This is a genomic window from Hymenobacter amundsenii, from assembly GCF_002204745.1.
In the GTDB taxonomy this organism is placed as follows: domain Bacteria; phylum Bacteroidota; class Bacteroidia; order Cytophagales; family Hymenobacteraceae; genus Hymenobacter; species Hymenobacter amundsenii.
In genome coordinates, this window is record NZ_NIRR01000077.1 from 1 (window position 1) to 4850 (window position 4850).

The window sequence follows — 4850 nt, forward strand, 5'->3', positions numbered from 1 at the left end:
CACCAAGCCCACGGGCGAGGGCACGGGTCTGGGCCTCTCGCTCAGCTACGACATCATCATCAAGGGCCACAACGGCACCCTTCAACTCGAAACCAAAGACGACGAAGGCACCGAGTTTATCATTGAACTGCCGGGACGCATGGGGAGTAACAACTAGATATCTTTAAGACATGAAAATACTGGTAGTTGACGATGAGCCGGACGTGCGGACGCTGTTCGAGCAACGATTCCGGCGCGAAATCCGGAGCGGTACGTTCACGTTTTCCTTTGCCTACTCGGGCGAGGAAGCGCTGGATTTTCTGCACGGGCACCCCTCCGAAGTAGTCCTGATTCTGTCCGACATTAACATGCCGGGCATGAGCGGGCTGGAGTTACTGCGCCAGATCCGGCAGGAGTACGCCGCCCCGCCCCCGCCCATCGCGCCCCAGGTGATGATGATTACGGCCTACGGCGACGAGGCCAGCCGCCAGCAGGCACTGGCCTTGGGGGCCCGCGACTTCCTCACCAAACCCGTCGATTTCGCCGCCCTTAAAAACAAGCTGCTGCTTCTGTAGGTGGAAGCGCAGGCAACGGCCAGAGCCGGTGGGGCTTTACTTACGACACGCTCGGCCACTGCTTCAGCCGCCTGCCCGATTGCCCAATCCCCCAAAACACACCCAGCCCATGAAAACGAAGATTCTGGTAGTTGATGACGAGGCTGATTTGGAGCTACTCATCAAGCAGAAATTCCGGCGAAAAATCCGGGAGAATACGTACGAGTTCGTGTTTGCCGGCAACGGCCAGCAGGCCCTCGACGCGCTGGGCCAGCACCCCGACCTCGATATTGTGCTCTCCGACATCAACATGCCGGTGATGGATGGCCTGGAACTGCTGAGCAAGCTCCAGGAAGCCAACCCGGTGCTTAAAACCGTGATGGTTTCGGCCTACGGCGACATGCCCAACATCCGCACGGCCATGAACCGGGGCGCGTTCGACTTCGTGACCAAGCCCGTCGATTTTCAGGATCTGGAGCTGACCATCGAAAAAACGGCCCACCACGTGCAGACGCTGCGCCAGACGCTACGAGCCATCCAGGAAAACAACGTGCTGCGCATGTACGTCGATGAAACCGTGCTCAATTTCGTGGGCCGGCCCGAGTTTGCCAACACCCTAATGGCCAGCGAAACAGTAGAGGCCACGGTGGTTTTTATCGATATCTGTGGTTTTACCTCGCTGGCGGAAGTGTTGCCACCTACCGAAATCGTGACCATGCTTAATAGCTACTTCGACCTGATGGTGAAGGAGATTATTGCCCAGGGCGGCTACATTGATAAGTTCATGGGCGACGCCATTATGGCCGTCTTCCGCAACGAGTACCACCTCGACCGGGCCGTAGATGCCGCCCTAGCCGCCCGCGCCGCCCTCCAGAGCCACCACAGCATACTGCCCGATGGCAAGCTCTACCAGCCCCAGGTAAGCATTGGCATTAACACCGGCGAAATGGTCTCGGGCAACATTGGCTCGGCCTCACTCAAACGCCTCGATTATACCGTCATTGGCGACAACGTGAACGTGAGCCAGCGCCTGCAGGCCGTAGCGGTACCCGGCCAGGTAGTCATTACGGAAGCCACCTACCTGCGCCTGAAGGAGTCGTTCCAGTGCCGCCCGCTGCAGGAAGTGGTCTTCAAAAACAAGGCAGAACCGGTAATGATTTACGAGGTAGTAGCCTGATGGTGGATGAGTGAGTTGGTGAGAATATCGTTCGCTCACTCCCCGATTCACCATCTCACTTATTCACCGCTCCGGCCTCATTCTGCCTTCTCAGGCGCTGGCAGAGCACGCGCAAGATGTTGCGGAGCACTTCGGGGCGTTCTTCCATCACGTCGTAGAAGTCCTCCTGGTCGAGGCGGAAGGCGAGCGTGGGCGTTTGGGCGCGGGCGGTGGCCGAGCGGGGCTCGGTATCGAGCAGGGCCAGCTCGCCGAAGAAGTCGCCGGGGCCGAAAGTAGCTAGCTGCCGGGCGCCGCTGAAGATGCCCACGCTGCCTTCGTGGACGATGAACAGCGACGTTCCCAGGTCGCCCTGGGCAAAAATCTGTTCTTCGGCCGCAAACCTTACTTCCTGCATGATGGGCACGATGGCGCTGAGTACGTTGGGCGGCGTTTCGGCAAACAGGGCAGTATGCTGCAAAACGGCTACCCGGGCGGCAGCAGAAACGTGGGCGATAGCGGCGGCGTGGTTCATGAGTAAATCGGCTAAGAATACGTTCTGGCGAAGGGCAATCTGGTAGGCCGCCGGCCGGTTTTCGGCCCAGCGGGCCAAGGCGGCCACGGCACTTTCGCGCAACAATCGGCTATCGGAAAGCAGGTGGGGCAGCAGCAGCAGAAAATCGATATGGTCTGCCGGCCACTGGCCCAAGGCCAGGCTTACCGTCCAGTCGGAGAACGTGGTTTCGCCGCGCTCCACGATGGTGGCCAGCAGCGGCGCGGGCACCGGGGCGGCGGGCAGCAGCCGGTTCAGGCGGGCGGCTTTGGTTGCTGGCAACCCAACTTCGAGCAGCGTTTGCAGCCCTTGGTAAGTCGGCCGGTCGATGAGGTTGTCGAGGATTTCGAGGGCGTTGGCTTGCCGTTCGCGGGTCGCGTGGGCCACGTGGCGCTGGGCGTCGCGGATGGACTGGGCTGGATAAAGCTGCTGCAAAAACCCGAACAGCCGTTGCTCGACGCGGTGCAACTCGTAATCGAGGGCCTCGTGCAGGGGGCCGCCCGGGTCTATTTCGGCTTGGCCCAGCAGCAGCTCGCGGGCCAGCAGCAGTTCCTGCCCTACCAGTTCCCGGAAGGCGGGCGCGGCAGCCAGCCCGGGGGTGTGGTGGCGCAAAGCGCGGAGGGCGGCTTCGCGGTAAGTAAGCTCGGGCCGGCGGGCCAGGGCCACTAGCGCCTGGCAACTGGCCGCGACCGGGAGCTGCCCGCAGAGGTAGGCCACGCGCCGGATAATGGGGCCGGCGGAGCTGGTTTCGAGCGTACGGATTAGCACCGGTAACGCCGCCGCGCCATGGGCCAGCAGCTGGTCGGTGGCAGCGGCGCGGGCGGTTTTGGCGCCCAGGGCAGCCACCAGGGCTTCTATGGCAGCCTCATCAGCAGGCAGCTTGACGGATGGCCGTACGGGTGCCACTGGGGTAACGATGGACTGCGCCGCAACCGGCATATCGGGCGTGGCGGGCAACACGGCCGCGAGGGTTTCGCCCGGAGCGGCATCGAACCGGCGGCCCACGGCGTGTTGCAGCTCGGCCAGGTAGTGGCCGTAGGTGTGGTAAAGCAGCAGGCCGGCCCCAATGGCGGCCAGCGCCATCCAGCCAAACAGAAAATTGAGTCCGGCCAGCGGCCCCGCGCCCGGCAGCAACAGCAGCAGCAGCCCTGCCAGCCCCATTCCCAGGGGTTCGTAGATGCCCTTGGCCAGGGTGTGGGCCTGCAACCGCTCGGCGGCGGGCAGCGGCTGAAACAGCACCAGGAATACCGGGTCGAAAATGGCCCGGCGCAACACTTCCTGCACCAGAAACAGCCCGCATAGGTATAGCAGCAGTCCCGCGCTACCCAGCTCGCCGTGCATGCCGAACAGGGCCAGCCCAGCCAGCAGCACTGCGGGCAGGGCCAGCAGCACCGGCCGCACGCCCAGGCGGTCGAGGGCCCGCCCGGTTACCACCAGCTTCACTAGCATGGCCACCAAGTACGTAAGCGCCAGCACCGTACCCACGTAGCGCATCACCAGGGCCTGGTCGTGAAACCGCTCTTTCACGTTGATGAAAAACGCGTACTCGATGCCAGTGGTAGCGGCGGCAATCAGCAACATGCTCAGGCACATCGTCAGGACCAGCCGGCTGCTGCCCAGCCAGCGCCGCAAGGGCGCGGCTACGGCCTGCTGCCGGGGGGCGCGGGCGGCCGAGCGCACCTCCACGGTATGCGTGCGGCCAGTGGCCCGCACCACCAGCAGGGCCCCCACGTAGGCTCCAAACGCCAACAGCAGCAGCCACAGCAGCTCGGTGTGGTGGTGCACCAGCACGGCCAGCACGGCCCCCAGGGCCTTGGCCGGCATATCGCCCGAGCTGATAACGCTGAACAGCCGCCGCCCCTGCCGCACATCGAACACCACCGCCGACACACCCCAGAATTCGAGGTTAGTAAGCAGGTAAATAACGCGGTAGCCGGCCATAATGGCTACCGCCGCCGCCACCGACTCGCCGGTAACCACCAGCACCCCAATAACGGCCATCAGGACCACCACCGCCAGTAACACCCGCACCGCCACCCGTTGCAGCCCCAGGTGGTGCTCGTAGTGGGCATACACCTGCCCGGCCCCCAGCATAGCCAGCGCCGACACCCCGTAGGCCAGCGGCAGGCTGGTTTCGGGGTGGTTTTCGAGCAGAATGACGTTGGCCGCCACGTACACCAGAATGGTACCGATGCCGAGCAGGAAGTTGTGCAGGAAGAACAGCCCCACCGAGCGGCCCTCCTCCGGCCGGATGTCCAGTAATTGCTGCCAGCGGGCAAGTAAGGTCATGTAGCTATTGTGTTCTTTGGGCTTTGGGTTAAGAGCAGTTGGGGGCAAATTACCGCTTGCGCGAGCCAAACTACAAGGAACCCGTCACCCAAAGGCAGTGGCCACGAACTTTTCCGACCGGAGCCTCACTCTGTGGCCGGCAAATTACGGCCTACCTACTGTCCGCTGGTAACGCGCCGGTAGTTCACCAGCAGAAACGCGCCGTACCCGAAACGGCCGGTTCTGCATAACCTGGTTTGCCGGAACTGAGGGCAGGGCGATGGTGCTGAGTACTATTCACAACCCAGCCGACCGCCTCATTACTTTTGGCCGTTGGGTTCGT

4 protein-coding genes are annotated in these 4850 nt (G+C 62.8%); 3 read left to right on the forward strand and 1 reads right to left on the reverse strand.

Annotated elements, in window-relative coordinates; all coding sequences use genetic code 11:
* The 3 genes from CDA63_RS21685 to CDA63_RS19805 form a co-directional block, all read left to right on the forward strand.
* Positions 1 to 157 (forward strand): ATP-binding protein (locus tag CDA63_RS21685; RefSeq protein WP_133074295.1); only part of this gene is annotated, 157 nt, incomplete at its 5' end.
* 13 nt (positions 158 to 170) lie between these two features.
* Positions 171 to 554, forward strand: a complete 384-nt coding sequence (locus tag CDA63_RS19800) for a response regulator (RefSeq protein ID WP_088466185.1) — start codon at positions 171 to 173, stop codon at positions 552 to 554.
* 109 nt (positions 555 to 663) lie between these two features.
* Complete coding sequence (locus CDA63_RS19805; RefSeq protein WP_088466186.1) at positions 664 to 1710, forward strand: adenylate/guanylate cyclase domain-containing protein; 1047 nt, start codon at positions 664 to 666, stop codon at positions 1708 to 1710.
* Positions 1711 to 1765: 55 nt separating this feature from the next.
* On the opposite strand, the gene CDA63_RS19810 is transcribed toward CDA63_RS19805, so the two are convergent.
* Positions 1766 to 4528 (reverse strand): cyclic nucleotide-binding domain-containing protein, encoded by a 2763-nt coding sequence (locus tag CDA63_RS19810; protein WP_088466187.1) that lies wholly within the window; start codon positions 4526 to 4528, stop codon positions 1766 to 1768.
* Positions 4529 to 4850 lie beyond the last annotated feature (322 nt).